Origin of the sequence: Streptomyces sp. NPDC005784, assembly GCF_042871525.1 — a bacterium.
Classification (GTDB): domain Bacteria; phylum Actinomycetota; class Actinomycetes; order Streptomycetales; family Streptomycetaceae; genus Streptomyces.
On record NZ_JBIAIQ010000016.1, the window covers coordinates 7,717 to 21,016 of the forward strand.

Annotated in this window: 11 protein-coding genes; 4 read left to right on the forward strand and 7 right to left on the reverse strand. The window is 73.0% G+C overall.

Annotated features, from left to right (window positions below):
• Nucleotides 1-629: 629 nt before the first annotated feature.
• Together ACFYR3_RS24195 and ACFYR3_RS24200 are read right to left on the reverse strand one after the other, a co-directional pair.
• Nucleotides 630-2,276, reverse strand: a complete 1,647-nt coding sequence (locus ACFYR3_RS24195) for a DNA repair helicase XPB (RefSeq protein ID WP_355841353.1) — start codon at nt 2,274-2,276, stop codon at nt 630-632.
• A gap of 75 nt (nt 2,277-2,351) precedes the next feature.
• On the reverse strand, nt 2,352-4,895 hold the full coding sequence (locus ACFYR3_RS24200) for a helicase C-terminal domain-containing protein (RefSeq protein WP_355841355.1): 2,544 nt from the start codon (nt 4,893-4,895) through the stop codon (nt 2,352-2,354).
• 197 nt (nt 4,896-5,092) lie between these two features.
• Between ACFYR3_RS24200 and ACFYR3_RS24205 the strand changes: the two genes are divergently transcribed.
• The gene (locus ACFYR3_RS24205; RefSeq protein ID WP_389284711.1) at nt 5,093-6,106 is read left to right on the forward strand and encodes a hypothetical protein; all 1,014 of its coding nucleotides are present in this window, start codon (nt 5,093-5,095) and stop codon (nt 6,104-6,106) included.
• A gap of 288 nt (nt 6,107-6,394) precedes the next feature.
• Nucleotides 6,395-7,015: a haloacid dehalogenase-like hydrolase gene (locus tag ACFYR3_RS24210; RefSeq protein WP_355841447.1), complete on the forward strand. Its 621-nt coding sequence runs from the start codon at nt 6,395-6,397 to the stop codon at nt 7,013-7,015.
• A gap of 99 nt (nt 7,016-7,114) precedes the next feature.
• Here ACFYR3_RS24210 and ACFYR3_RS24215 read toward each other — a convergent pair whose 3' ends face one another.
• Complete coding sequence (locus ACFYR3_RS24215; RefSeq protein ID WP_037624209.1) at nt 7,115-7,366, reverse strand: hypothetical protein; 252 nt, start codon at nt 7,364-7,366, stop codon at nt 7,115-7,117.
• A 197-nt stretch (nt 7,367-7,563) separates the two neighbouring features.
• Here ACFYR3_RS24215 and ACFYR3_RS24220 point away from each other — a divergent pair, with 197 nt between their 5' ends.
• Nucleotides 7,564-7,947 (forward strand): cold-shock protein, encoded by a 384-nt coding sequence (locus ACFYR3_RS24220; protein ID WP_355841359.1) that lies wholly within the window; start codon nt 7,564-7,566, stop codon nt 7,945-7,947.
• Nucleotides 7,948-8,007: 60 nt separating this feature from the next.
• Here ACFYR3_RS24220 and ACFYR3_RS24225 read toward each other — a convergent pair whose 3' ends face one another.
• From ACFYR3_RS24225 to ACFYR3_RS24240, 4 genes are all read right to left on the reverse strand, one after another.
• The gene (locus ACFYR3_RS24225) at nt 8,008-8,871 is read right to left on the reverse strand and encodes a 1,4-dihydroxy-6-naphthoate synthase (protein WP_389284712.1); all 864 of its coding nucleotides are present in this window, start codon (nt 8,869-8,871) and stop codon (nt 8,008-8,010) included.
• On the reverse strand, nt 8,855-9,613 hold the full coding sequence (locus ACFYR3_RS24230) for a futalosine hydrolase (RefSeq protein ID WP_356780456.1): 759 nt from the start codon (nt 9,611-9,613) through the stop codon (nt 8,855-8,857). Before ACFYR3_RS24230 ends, ACFYR3_RS24225 begins: the two co-directional genes overlap by 17 nt.
• Nucleotides 9,577-10,083 carry a DUF2771 domain-containing protein gene (locus ACFYR3_RS24235; protein ID WP_355841365.1) on the reverse strand — a complete coding sequence of 169 codons (507 nt, stop codon included), beginning with the start codon at nt 10,081-10,083 and terminating at the stop codon, nt 9,577-9,579. The genes ACFYR3_RS24230 and ACFYR3_RS24235 overlap by 37 nt, the downstream gene beginning before the upstream one ends.
• 75 nt (nt 10,084-10,158) lie before the next feature.
• Entirely contained in the window at nt 10,159-11,583 is a 1,425-nt protein-coding gene (locus tag ACFYR3_RS24240) for an MFS transporter (protein ID WP_355841367.1), read from the reverse strand.
• Nucleotides 11,584-12,156: 573 nt separating this feature from the next.
• Between ACFYR3_RS24240 and ACFYR3_RS24245 the strand changes: the two genes are divergently transcribed.
• Entirely contained in the window at nt 12,157-13,083 is a 927-nt protein-coding gene (locus tag ACFYR3_RS24245) for a DUF3027 domain-containing protein (RefSeq protein WP_355841369.1), read from the forward strand.
• Nucleotides 13,084-13,300: the final 217 nt, after the last annotated feature.

Genomic DNA, 13,300 nt, shown 5'->3' on the forward strand with positions numbered 1-13,300 from the left:
TGGGCCGTAGGTCCGCCCAGTGCCGGTGGGGCGCACCTTGCTGTGCCCCGGTGACCTGTCCTCGCGCTCCGCGCGGATGCCCCGCACACGCCCGTGCGGCGGTGTGGTCGAGCCTCGCCCTCGCTGGGCCGTAGGTCCGCCCAGTGCCGGTGGGGCGCACCTTGCTGTGCCCCGGTGACCTGTCCTCGCGCTCCGCGCGGATGCCCCGCACACGCCCGTGCGGCGGTGTGGTCGAGCCTCGCCCTCGCTGGGCCGTAGGTCCGCCCAGTGCCGGTGGGGCGCACCTCGCCGTGCCCCGGTGACCTGTCCTCGCGCTCCGCGCGGATGCCCCGCACACGCCCGTGGGGCGGTGTGGTCGAGCCTCGCTGGACCGCAGGTCCGCCCAGCGCGGTTGGGCAGCATCCCGGTCGTAGGGGCGGTGACCCGGCACGGGGTCTCGCGTCAGTGCCCCGCACGCTCGCACGGAACGCCGCGCCCGTCCCTTCGCCTCCCGGCGGTGAGCCGTACGCCGGGATCACCGGAGCGACCGGGCCCCCGGCTCACGTCGTGCGGGGCGCCGGTCCTGCGGCACCCCGGACGGCCTGTACCGCGCCCCGCGCGGGGTTGTGGGCCGGCCACCCGCCGGGGGGCTACTCCGTGTCGGTCAGGAGTTCGTCGGCGTCCATGATCCGGTAGGCGTAGCCCTGTTCCGCCAGGAAGCGCTGGCGGTGGGCAGCGAAGTCCTGGTCGATCGTGTCGCGGGCGACCACGGAGTAGAAGTGGGCCTGGTGGCCGTCGGCCTTGGGGCGCAGGACGCGGCCCAGGCGCTGGGCCTCCTCCTGGCGGGAGCCGAAGGTGCCCGAGACCTGGATGGCCACCGTGGCCTCCGGCAGGTCGATGGAGAAGTTGGCGACCTTCGACACGACGAGCACGCTGATCTCGCCCTGCCGGAAGGCGTCGAACAGCTTCTCCCGCTGGGCGTTGCTGGTCTCGCCCTTGATCACGGGCGCGTTCAGATGCTCGCCCAGCTCGTCGAGCTGGTCGATGTACTGGCCGATCACAAGGATCTGCTGACCCGCGAACCTGCGGACCAGCGCCTCGGTCACCTTCCGCTTGGTCGCCGTCGTGGCGCAGAAGCGGTACTTCTCCTCGGCCTCGGCGGTGGCGTACGAGATCCGCTCGGAGTCGGTGAGGTTCACCCGCACCTCGACACAGTCGGCCGGCGCGATGTAACCCTGCGCCTCGATCTCCTTCCAGGGCGCGTCGAACCGCTTGGGCCCGATGAGCGAGAAGACGTCCGACTCGCGCCCGTCCTCCCGTACCAGCGTGGCGGTCAGCCCCAGCCGGCGCCGGGCCTGGAGGTCGGCGGTGAACTTGAAGACCGGAGCGGGCAGCAGATGGACCTCGTCGTAGAGGATGAGGCCCCAGTCGCGGGAGTCGAAGAGTTCGAGGTGCGGGTAGACGCCCTTCCGCCGGGTCGTCAGCACCTGGTAGGTGGCGATGGTGACCGGGCGGATCTCCTTGCGCGTGCCGCTGTACTCGCCGATCTCCTCCTCGGTCAGCGAGGTCCGCTTCACCAGCTCGTGCTTCCACTGCCGGGCGGAGACGGTGTTGGTCACGAGGATGAGGGTGGTCGCCTTGGCCTGCGCCATGGCACCGGCCCCGACGAGCGTCTTGCCCGCGCCGCAGGGCAGCACGACCACACCGGACCCGCCGTGCCAGAAGTTCTCCACGGCCTGCCGCTGGTAGGGCCGCAGCGCCCAGCCGTCCTCGTCGAGGTCGATGGCGTGCGCCTCACCGTCGACGTACCCGGCGAGGTCCTCGGCCGGCCAGCCCAGCTTCAGCAGGGTCTGCTTGATCTGACCACGCTCGGAGGGGTGCACGACCACGGTGTCGGGGTCGATGCGGTTGCCGACGAGCGGTGCGACCCGCTTGGAGCGCAGCACCTCTTCGAGGACGGGCCGGTCGGTGGTGGTGAGGACGAGTCCGTGGGCCGGATGCTTGCTCAGCGTGAGCCGGCCGTAGCGGTCCATCGTCTCGGCGATGTCCACGAGCAGCGCGTGCGGGACCGGATAGCGGCTGAACTCCACCAGCGCGTCCACGACCTGCTCGGCGTCGTGCCCGGCGGCCCGCGCGTTCCACAGGCCGAGCGGCGTCACCCGGTAGGTGTGGATGTGCTCGGGCGCCCGCTCCAGCTCGGCGAAGGGGGCGATGACCCGGCGGCAGGCATCGGCCAGCTCATGATCGACTTCGAGCAGAAGTGTTTTGTCGGACTGGACGATGAGCGGTCCGTTCACACGCGTCCCTTTCTGCGTGGCGGCACCCGGCGCGGATGCTCGGCCAAACGTCCAGTGTGCCCTACCGGCGGGTGATCACGGCTGGTCGTCGGCCAGCTCCGCGACCCCGGTGACCCGGTGCAGCGGATAGGTGCGGACCTCGTCCGCCGTGTGGTCGTACGCCGTGACGAAGCCGCCCTCGACCCGGATGGGGGCGATGACGCGCTGACTGGCGGCGCCCTCGGCGTTGACGTAGCCGATCCACACCGCCTCGCCCGTCATGACGGCGGCCTGCATGGTCGCGAGGGTCTCGGCGGAGCTGGTGCGGGGCAGCCCGCCGTCGACGGGACGGCCGGCGGCCGGGTCCTCCTTGCGCGGGGCGGTGGAGGCGAGGTCACCGGCCCGGATCGCGCGGACCGCGGCGCCGAGGAGGGTGGCGTCGGGGACCGGCGGGCCGTCCGGGACGGGCTCCGGGGCGGTGCGCGGCGGGGTGCGGCGGGCGTGCGCCCGGCTGATCAGGACGTCACCCTCCGCGGACTCGGCGGCCGGCGCGAAGCCCATCGACCTGAGGCCGGTGAGGAGACCCGCCGGGTCGCTCTGCGCGGCCAGCACCGTCGGCGCGATCCGCCGTAGCCCGAACTCCTGCGAACGCTTGTCGGCGAGGATCTCGTTGAGTACCGCCTCGTCGTCGCAGCGGACGTATGCCGACGCCGCCCCGATCCGCAGATGGCCGTGCCGGCGCGCCATGTCGTCGATCAGATAGGCGAGCGGCTGCGGGACCGGCGTACGGGAGTGGGCGGCGAGGAAGGCGTGCAGGTCGGACGCCGAACGGCCCGCGTCGAGCGCGCGGCGCACCGAGCCCGGAGTGAAGCGGTAGACCGTCGCCCCGCCCTTGGACTCGATGTCCGCGAGCACCCCGAGCGTGTCGGCCAGCGGACGCTCCAGCGGGCCGGGCGCCACCGCCGTCAGGTCCGCCTGCAGCAGGACGTGGTCGAGCGGCTCGGGCAGCAGCGGAGCCAGGAGCCCCGCGGCCCGGACCGTCGCCGCGGCCCGCTCGGCGGGGGAGTGCGGCACGGGGGCGGTCACGGGGTGGTGCCGCTTGTGGGCGGGCAGCTTGTCACCCGGGCCGGACGGCTCCGCCCCCTCCGTGCCCGCCGTCGACGGCAGACCCAGCAGGGCCCGCCCCTGCGCGGACAGCGCGCCCCGGCCGGTCACCCCGAGCAGCTCCGACTCGGCCAGCGTCCAGTGGGCCAGCCGGGCGCGCAGGTCGTCCGGCGCGGGCCGGGCACTGCGCGAGGGCCGTTCCCAGTACAGCCGGGCGAGGAGGGAGTCCGTGGCGGGCGAGGCGCCCTCGGGAAGCTCGGCGAGGAGGGCGAGGACGCGGTGGCGGACCTCGGGCGCCGCGGAACGGTCGAGGCCGGGGCCGAGCGCCGAGAGCGTACGGTCCTTCGCGTCCCGGCCGCCGACCAGACCCGCCGTGCGGGTCGCCGCGAGCCACGCCGAGGCGAGCCGCGCCCAGCGCTCCGCGGCGGGCAGCTCCAGCCACGCGTCGTAGGCCGGCGTCGCCGCGTACCGTTCCTCCGCCTCGCCGTCCGTCGCCAGCAGGCCCGCCCCGTAGGCGAGTTCCACCCAGAACGCGGCGATCGGCTCGGAGACGTCGAGCGCCACCGCCGTCCGCTTCAGGTCCCGCACACTCAGCCCGCCTGCGCGCAGCACCGCGGGACCGCCCTCGTGCCAGTCCTTCAGCAGCTCCTCGACGGTCGCCAGCGTCGTGTACGCCTGGCCGGCCGCGGCGGCGTCCACAACCTGTGGACGGTGGGGCTTCGCGGCCTCGACCGCGGGCGCGACCGGCTCCGTGACCCGGTGCGCGCGGCCCGCCCGCAGATGCAGGGCGACCTCCCGGGGCAGAACGACCGTGCCAGGACCCGTCGGCAGCAGCAGCCCCCGCCCGATCAGCCAGCGCAGATGCGCCGCGGGTTCGGCCGTCACCTGCCCGTACGGCGGCCCCCACACCAGCCGGGACAGCACCTCCACCGCCTCGGCGGGAGCCTCGTCGAGCAGCGACGACATCCGGCTCCGGTCGCTGAACAGGGCACTCAGCGACGCCACCGCCGACACGGAGTCATGGGTGGACGTCAGTCCCGCCGCGGCCACGATCTCCTGGATGCGCCCCGGAGACATGCCCGCCGTGGCCTCGCCGACCGTCGGCCCGAGCCCCGTCGGGGACGGGTGCTGCGGCGACGGCGCGAGCAGCTCACGTGCCGTCCGTACAAGCCGCAGGCGGTCGTCGCCACCCCACAGGAGCGCCTGCTCGCGGAGCGTCCCGAGCGCGTGCGGGAAGGCCGCCGTGACCGTGGGGTCGCCGTCGTCGCCCGCCAGCAGCCCGAGCAGTTCGTCGTACGTCGCCGGTTCCGGCGCCACCGCCAGGGCCTCCGCCGTCTGCAGCGTGAAACGGTCCAGACGCTCCAGGGCACGGACGACCGATGCCCGGGTGCCGGCCCGGGTGGCCAGCTGGGTGAGATCCGTGGGGACGGGGGTGATCAGGTCCGGCCGGGACCGCAGAAGGGCGGACAGGGAGGCGTCGTCCCGCGCGCGGAGGGCTTCCGCCAGGGACCGCGGGGCGGTCGTCTCGGGGCTCATCCTGTCAACGGTAGCGGGTGGCACGCTCCCCGGGCCCGGCCCCCGGCCCGTGGAGCGTTCCCCGGGCCGCGCGGCCCGGGCGGCCCGGGGACGGTCGTACGGCTGCCCGAGCCCCGGGCGAGGCGCTCCCGCGCACGGAAAAACCGGTACCTTCGTCACCGCGGGGTATCCAACGCACCGGCCCCGGAGGGGACTTCGTGGGGATCGAGAGCGACCAGCTGGTCTTCGACTATCTGAGCCGGGTCGGCGACCTGGCCCAGCAGCGGCAGTTGCCGTCGGCCACCCGGATGCGCCTGGTCTCGGAGCTGCGGGGCGAGATCGACCGCCGCCGGGCCAAGACCACCGTCGACAGTCCCGCCGCCGTCCGCCGGATCCTCGACCGCCTCGGCAGCCCCGACGAGATCGTCGCGGCGGCCGGGCGGGGCACCGACGGCAGCGGCACCGGAGCCGGTACGCGGACCTGGGCCGCCGTGCCCGCCCAGCGCGCCGCCGCCGAACCGGAGGAGCGCCCCAAGGGACTGCGCCGCGTCGTCCCCCGCCCGCGCCCCGCGCAGGAGCGGCCCGCCGAGAACGCCGGGGCCGACACACCGTCCCCGCCCCACCTGGCGAGCGCCCACGAACTGGGCGACAGCGCGAACCGGCCCGACTGGTGGCGCGCGACCGACAGTCCCTTCGGGCTCGGCGACAGCGTTCCGGGGTTCGTCGGCGGCGTGGAGATCCCCGACCTGCTCAGGCCGCCCCCGGGGGACAAGGACCGCGAAGCCGAGGAGGCGGCGAACCCGGCCAAGGAGACAGCGGCACCGGGTCCCGAGGACGAGCCGGCTGCCGAGGCCGCCGTCAGGCGCCGCTTCCCCCGCCGCCTCCCGCGTCTGAGCGGCTACACCAACCCCCTGCTCCTGCTCGCCGCCGCCCTTCTCGTCGCGGGCGCCGTCCTCGGCAACTGGTTCGCGCTCGGCCTCGGCTGGCTGATCGCCTACGGCTCCCGCCGGCTGAGCCCCGCCGAATCGAAGTGGGCCGTCCTCGTGCTGCCGGGACTGTCCGCCACGGCCGGCATCGTCTGGCTCTGGGGCCGTACGAACGGCCGCTGGGGCACCCCCATCGCCCAGGGCCACATGAACGACGCGATGACCCAGACCTGGCCCTGGGTGGTCCGCGGCGCGGCGGTCACCTCGGCCCTGTACCTGGTCTGGCGCTCCCAGCGAGGCCGCTGACGCCCCGCGCTGCCGCCGCCCTCCGGGACCGCGCCCGCCCTGCCGGGACCGCACTGGACCGCCCCGGCCCCGGTGAGCGGCACCGGACCGGCGTTCCCGAAGCGGGACCGGATCGGCGTTCCCGGAGGCGGCATGGGACCGGCGCTTCCGAAGTGGGACCGGATCGGCGTTCCCGGAGGCGGCATGGGACCGGCGCTTCCGAAGTGGGACCGGACCGGCCTTCCCGGAGTGGCGCCGGATCGGCGTTCCGGAAAAGCTCTGGACCGGGTGCCCGGCGGCCCGGGCACAATGGCCCGTATGACGTCCCCCGCGCTGACCGTCGGCTTCGACCTCGACATGACCCTCATCGACTCCCGCCCCGGGATCCACGCCTGTTACGAGGCGATATCGGCGCGCACCGGGACGTACATCGACTCGGATCTCGTGGTCACGCGGCTCGGTCCGCCGCTGGAGGAAGAACTCGCCAACTGGTTCCCGGCCGAGGAGGTCCGGGCGATGGCCGACCTCTACCGCGGGATGTACCCCACGTACGCGATCACCGGCACGCTGGCGATGCCCGGTGCGCGCGAGGCCGTCGCGGCGGTGCGGGCGACGGGCGGGCGCACGGTCGTCGTCACCGCGAAGTGGGAGCCCAACGCCAGGCTGCACCTGGACCACCTGGGCATCGACGCGGACGAACTCGTCGGCAACCTGTGGGCCGAGCAGAAGGCCGTGGCGCTGCGCGAGCACGGCGCGAGCGTCTACGTCGGCGACCACACCGGCGACGTACGCGGCGCGCACACGGCGCGGGCGTACGCCGTGGCCGTGGCGACCGGACCGTGCGACGCCGAGGAACTGCGCGCGGCGGGCGCGGATGTCGTCCTCGGCGATCTCACGGAGTTCCCGGCATGGCTGGAGAACTACCGCTGACGGCGCTGAGAGCGCTGAGGGCACAGCGGAGCCGACACCGGTCCGCCGGAACGACCGCTGTCGGGAACGGGTCGGGATACGGCTCGGGAACGGCCGCCGTCAGGAACGGGCGGCGCGCGCCCGGCGGCGTCCCTGCGCGGCGGACTGGAGCACGCCGGCCGCGGCCAGCAGGAAGCCGACGCCCATGAGCATGCTCAAGCCGAACATGTAGAACGGAAAAGGTTTCGTACCGAGCAACAGCGGTGCCACGGTGACCAGTGTGGCCAACGCTCCGATGAAGAACACGATGGCACCGGCACGGATCAGCCGGTCACCGGCTTCGGGGGAATTCGCTTGGGTTTTGTCACGCACCCGACCAGGGTAGTTCCCTGCGCGAAGGAACAATCCAGCGACGTCTTGTCACGAGCCGACGGACCATTAGCCTTGGTACCGGCGGGTCGGCTGACCCGCTGTAGTGCTATCCAGAGGCGTTTTACGGGAAGTTGCCCCTGCAACCACCCGAGTCGTTCCCCGAGAAGTTTCCGACGAGTACGAGGACGAGGACAGACGTGCCCACCGGCAAAGTCAAGTGGTTCAATACTGAGAAGGGCTTCGGCTTTCTCTCCCGTGACGACGGCGGCGACGTCTTCGTCCATTCCTCGGTCCTGCCCGCCGGAGTAGACGCCCTCAAGCCCGGCCAGCGTGTCGAGTTCGGCGTCGTCGCCGGTCAGCGCGGCGATCAGGCGCTCTCGGTGACCCTTCTGGAGCCGGCCCCCTCGGTCGCGGCGGCCCAGCGCCGCAAGCCGGACGAACTGGCCTCCATCGTCCAGGACCTGACGACCCTCCTCGAGAACATCACGCCTCCCCTGGAGCAGGGCCGCTACCCCGACAAGGCCTCCGGCAAGAAGATCGCGGGCCTGCTGCGCGCGGTCGCCGACCAGCTCGACGTATGACCGTCCGTCAGTGACCCCCGGCCGGGGCCGAGGAGAACTCGGAACGGTCCGGGAGGGAAATCAGGGGAAGTCCAGCGCGTTCGGGCCGAGGGGCGGCACCAGTCCCTCGGCCGCCGCGCGCGTGAGCAGTCCGCGGACCGCCGCGTATCCGTCGTCGCCCAGATCGGCCGTGAACTCGTTGACGTACAGGCCGATGTGCTGGTCCGCGACGCTCGGATCCATTTCCTGGGCGTGTTCCAGTACGTAGCCGCGGGAGGCCTCGGGATCGTCCCAGGCGGCGCGGACCGAGGCGCGGGCGGCGTCGGCGAGCGTCCGCAGCCGCTCCGCCCCCAGCGACCGCTTGGCGATGATCGCGCCCAGCGGGATCGGCAGCCCGGTGGTGTGCTCCCAGTGCTCGCCCAGGTCGGCGAGCTTGTGCAGCCCGTAGTTCTGGTACGTGAAACGCGCCTCGTGGATGACGAGCCCCGCGTCGACCTTCCCGTCCCGCACGGCCGGCATGATCTCGTGGAACGGCATGACCACGATCTCGCCGACCCCGCCGGGAACCGTTTCCGCCGCCCACAGCCGGAACAGCAGATACGCCGTCGACCGCTCGCTGGGCACGGCCACGGTGCGGCCCGCCAGGTCGGTACCCGCCTCCCGGGTCAGCACGAGCGGTCCGCAGCCGCGCCCCAGCGCGCCGCCGCACGGCAGCAGCGCGTAGCTCTCGAGGACGTACGGCAGTACGGCGTACGACACCTTCAGCACGTCGAACTCGCCGCGCTCGGCCATGCCGTTGGTGATGTCGATGTCCGCGAACGTCACGTCCAGCACGGGCGCGCCGGGGACGCGGCCGTGCGCCCAGGCGTCGAAGACGAAGGTGTCGTTGGGGCAGGGTGAATAGGCGATCCGCAGGGCTTCGGCGGATTCAGTGGGTGCGCTCATGCGGGTTCCAACTCTCCAGGAGGGGCCCCAGCTTCCCGAAGGCCTCGGTGAGGGCCGCGAGGGCGTCGCCGACTCGCCACGCGGCGCGGTCCCGCGGGCCGACGGGATTGGACACCGCGCGGATCTCCAGTACCGGCACGCCGTGCGCGCCGGCCGCCTCGGCGACCCCGAACCCCTCCATCGCCTCGGCGAGGGCCCGTGGATGCCGGGCGCGCAGTTCGGCGGCGCGTGCGGCGCTGCCGGTCACGGTCGACACCGTGAGGACCGTTCCGACGCGTCCACCGATGGCGGCCGCGATCTCTCGTACGAGTGATTCCGGTGGCCGATGGCTGACGGTTCCGAAGCCCAGCTCGGTGACCGGCAGGAACCCCTCCGGAGCCTCCGCGCCCAGGTCCGCCGCGACGATGTCGTCGGCGACCACGAGCGATCCCACGGGCGCGCCGGGCTGGAAGCCGCCGGCGATGCCCGCGCAGACGACGAGGTCGTAGGGCGTGCCTTCGAGGGCCGCGGCGGTGAGCGCGGCGGACACGGAGGCGGCGGCCAGGGCGGGGCCGACACCGGCGGCGAGCAGATCGCACCCACCGAGCCGGTGGAGCGTCGCCCCCGGAAGCCGTATCTCGTGCGCCGTGCCGGACGAGGCAGCGGCCACCGCTTGCCTCTCCGCGGAGACGGCGGTGGCCACGAGCACCTTCGGCCCGGCGGCGATCAGTTGTCCGAGTCCTTCTTGAACTTGAACGACCACAGGCCGCTGACTGTCTTGTCGCCCTCCTTGATGGAGACGAGCGTCGAGCTGCCGGTGGCGCCGTACTGCTGGTTGAAGAACACGCTGCCCGGAATGGTCAGGTACGTCTTCTTGGTGCTTTCGGGCAGGAGCTGCTGCCCGTTCATCAGGATCGTCCAGCCGTTGTCGGCGATCTTCGGGTCCACGCCGAACCGCACGGTCGCGTCGGGGTCGACGTCGATGGACTTGATGTCCTTGGACCGCAGGCAGCTCGTCAGGTCCGCGGTCTTCACGGCGTTGCCGTCGTTGTAGCAGTCGGCCTCGGAGCTCACCGAGTGGTCGCCGACCGTGACGGTGGCCATGGGTGTCGGCTTGTCACAGGCGGACAGGGCGAGGAGTCCGGCGGAAACGGCGCCGACCGTGGCGACGGCGCGGCGACGGCGCGCAGCGCGTTGTCCATTAGCGGCTCTGCCGCGGGGCAGGGAGGTCATGGCCGAAGGTTATCGGGCGCGCCCACCCGTGCCCCCACGTGGGGTGCGGCGTGCCGTGTGTGGCCCCCGCGCGGCTCAGGAGACCCGCTGCCGGGCCGATCCGCCGCGCCGGGCCACGGAGAGCAGCCCCCGTACGGTCGTCAGCCAGCCGACGGCGACGATCCCGGCGGCCACGGAGAGGCCGAGCGGGCCGTTGAGCGGCATCGCGATGCCGATGGCTCCGCCGAGCACCCAGGCCATCTGGAGCAGTGTCTCGGACCGGGCGAAGGCCGAGCTCCGGACAAGTTCGGGTACGTCGCGCTGGATCAGGGCGTCCAGGGACAGCTTGGCGAGGGCCTGCCCGAACCCGGCGATCGCGGCGAGGCACGCCACCATCAGGGCGCCGAAGAAGAGCGCCGCCAAGATCGCGGCGGCCAGCACGAACGCCACCACCGTCACGATGATGATCTCCGGGGCCCGCTGTTTCAGCCAGGCTCCGACGGCCGTTCCGAGCGCGTTGCCCACGCCCGCCGAGACGACCACCAGGCCCAGCGAGACCGCCGCGCTCTTGCCGCTGAGCGGGTGCTCGCGCAGCAGGAAGGCGAGGAAGAAGATCAGGAAGCCGGACAGACAGCGCAGCGAGGAGTTGGCGCCGAGCGCGTGGGTGACGGCCGTCCCCACGGTCCGCAGTCCGGGGCGCGGGGGTTTCTTCAGGTGCGGGCCGTGCAGATGGTCCTCGTCGGCGGCGAGCAGCGCCTTGTCCTCGCCCTTGGCGGAGTCGACCTTGGGGGGCAGCGAGAACGACAGGAACGTGCCCCCGATGAAGATCGTGAAGGCGCCGTAGAGCGGATAGCGGGCCCCCAGCGACTGGAGCACGGCGGCGATCGGCCCGGCCACACCGGTGGCCAGGAGCCCACCCAGAGTGACCCGGGAGTTGGCTTTGACCAGGGAGAACGTGGGTGGCAGGAGCCGTGGTACGACAGCACTGCGGATCACGCCGTACGCCTTGGAGGCGACGAGCACTCCGAGCGCGGCGGGATACAGCTCGAAGGTTCCGCTGACGACCGCCCCCGCCAGCATCAGCGCGAGCATCGCCCGCGCGAGCATCGAGCCCGCCATCGCGGCCCGCCGGCCGTGCGGGAGACGGTCCAGCAGCGGGCCGATCACGGGGGCGAGGAGGGCGAAGGGCGCCATCGTGATGCCCAGGTAGAGGGCGACCCTGCCGCGGGCCTCGTCGGTCGGCACGGAGAAGAACACGGTGGACGCCAGCGCCACCGTGATCATGACGTCGCCCGCGCCGTTCACCGCGTGCAGTTCGATCAGTTTTCCGAGGCCCGACTCGCCCGCTCCGTGCGCGTGGGTCGCCTTGCGGATGCCGCGCGCCGTCCGTGTCACCGGGAAGTGCAGGGCGCGTCCCACCGCACGGACGGACCCGGTCACCCGGCCCGATCCGCCACTCCGGTTACTCCCCTTGGCGCCACCGATACCGGTTGCTCCCTGGGGCGACCTTGCGGATGCCACTCCGTCATAGTGCCCCGACTTCGGGGTGCGTAGTGCGGTTACCGCGCGTATGGGGGCCGAGTGGGGGGGGCGTGTGGGGACGATCGGACCCCCGGCCGGACCCCTTTTCAAAGAAGCAACCCGGGCCGGCCCCTGACGGACAACTTTTTACGGCCCTTTTTCGCCTGAGCGGGACGGGGCTGCGCGGGGTGGATCACTTTTCGGTGGAGCGAGACTGGGGTGTGGGTGGGAAACTTTTGGCGCGGAGCGCCGGGGATATCGCCGCGGAGCGGCGGAGAAAGGGCCGCGGAGCAGCCGGTTCCGCATGCCGCGGAGCGGCAAAGATCCCGGCGCGGAGCGCCGAAGACGCCCGCCGGTGTGGGCCCAGGGGCCAGGAGAAGGTAGCGTGCGTAACGCGCCTGCGGCGATTGTTCTCGGCCGCGCGCCTCTCGGCCATCCCGCAGAATGGATGGCGTAGGTGCGCCCGAGTGCGATCGGGCGCGGACGTCGACGCGGCCCACCGGTCCGCTCCGTCCGCACCCCCGCCGGAGGAATGGCGCACCCGTGAGACGGCGTAGGAGAGAAGCGATACCTGTGAGCGCAGCGACAACGCGAAGCCGCACCCCAGACCGTCTGTGCGCCGAGGCGGTCGACCTCGCCCGCGCGGCAGCCGAGGAAGCCGCCCACCCCGGCATCGTCGGCGAGCACCTCGGACTGGTCTCCGAGGGGGACCGCGTTGTCACGCACTACTTCGAGTGCAAGGAACCCGGGTACCGCGGCTGGCGCTGGGCGTCGACCGTGGCCCGCGCCTCCCGGGCGAAGAACGTCACCCTCGACGAGACGGTGCTGCTGCCCGGCACGGACTCGCTGCTGGCCCCGGAGTGGGTGCCGTGGAGCGAGCGGCTCCGGCCCGGCGACATGGGCCCCGGGGACCTGCTGCCCACGGACGCCGAGGATCTCCGGCTGGAGCCGGGCTACTCCGGCGAGGACGAGCCCGCGCCGAACTCCGCGGTCTCCGAGGACATGGCCGAGCTGGTGGAGGCGGAGGACGCGGAGTTGACCGCGGGTACGCCCGCGAACCTGCCGATGGCCCCGCGCCGGGGCTCGATCGCCTCCGTGGCCGAGGAATTGGGGCTCCGCCGGGCCCGCGTGCTCTCCCGGTACGGGCTGCATGTCGCGGCCGACCGCTGGGAGGAGTCGTACGGACCCAAGACGGCGATGGCGCAGGCCGCGCCCGCGTCGTGCGTCAGCTGTGGCTTCCTGAATCGCATCGGGGGCTCGCTCGGACAGGCGTTCGGTGTCTGTGCGAATGAGTTCTCGCCGGCGGACGGGCGTGTGGTGTCCCTCGCGTACGGGTGCGGTGGGCACTCCGAGGCCGCGGTCATGCCGAAGCCTCCGCGGCCGCCGCTTCCGGTGATCGACGAGACCCAGGTGGACCCGTTCCCGCTGCGTCCGTCCCCCGACTCGGGCTCGGTACCCGCGACCCCGGACGAGTCCACGGCCGAGCTCGGCCACTCGTAGCGCCCCACTCTCCCCCGGGACCCGGGGGACCGGCCGCCCCTCGTAGCGGCCTCTCCCCGGGGCCGGGAACCGGCGTCACCGCAGCCTCGGCACGGGTGCCCCGCCCCATAACCGTCTTTCGCCCCCTCCGCCCCTACCCACCCCAAGGTCTCGGCTTCGCTCGACCAGGGGGACCCCCATCGTCCCCGGGGCTCCGCCCCAGACCCCGCTCCTCAAA